This is a genomic window from Pseudomonas sp. PKS, assembly GCF_051913525.1.
In the GTDB taxonomy this organism is placed as follows: domain Bacteria; phylum Pseudomonadota; class Gammaproteobacteria; order Pseudomonadales; family Pseudomonadaceae; genus Aquipseudomonas; species Aquipseudomonas guariconensis_D.
Genome location: NZ_JBEGDO010000048.1, coordinates 1 through 709, shown reverse-complemented (window position 1 = coordinate 709; position 709 = coordinate 1). Strand labels below are relative to the sequence as shown.

The window sequence follows — 709 nt, the reverse complement described above, 5'->3', positions numbered from 1 at the left end:
CTGGGCGTGGTCGGGCAGATCATCCCGTGGAACTTCCCGCTGCTGATGGCCGCCTGGAAGCTCGCGCCGGCGCTGGCCGCCGGCAACTGCGTGGTGCTCAAGCCCGCCGAGCAGACCCCGCTGGGCATTGCCGTGCTGATGGAGCTGATCGGCGACCTGCTGCCCAAGGGCGTGCTCAACGTGGTGCAAGGCTTCGGCCGTGAGGCCGGTGAGGCCCTGGCCACCAGCAAGCGCATCGCCAAGATCGCCTTCACCGGCTCCACCCCGGTCGGCTCGCACATCATGAAATGCGCCGCCGAGAACATCATCCCATCCACCGTGGAGCTGGGCGGCAAGTCGCCGAACGTCTATTTCGAGGACATCATGCAGGCCGAGCCTGCCTTCATCGACAAGGCCGCCGAAGGCATGGTGCTGGCGTTCTTCAACCAGGGCGAGGTGTGCACCTGCCCATCGCGCGCCCTGGTGCAGGAGTCGATCTACCCGCAGTTCATGGAAGTGGTGATGAAAAAGGTCCTGCAGATCAAGCGCGGCGACCCGCTGGACACCGACACCATGGTCGGCGCCCAGGCCTCCCAGCAGCAGTTCGAGAAGATCCTCTCGTACCTGGACATCGCCCAGAAGGAAGGCGCCGAGCTGCTGACCGGCGGCAAGGTGGAGAAACTCGAAGGCAGCCTGGCCACCGGCTATTACATCCAGCCGACCCTGCTCA

At 65.3% G+C, this 709-nt stretch carries 1 protein-coding gene; it reads left to right on the top strand.

The window, feature by feature from the left end; all coding sequences use genetic code 11:
* The coding region (locus ABOA88_RS24020) for an aldehyde dehydrogenase family protein (RefSeq protein ID WP_440127994.1) at positions 1–709 on the top strand (709 nt) is incomplete at both ends.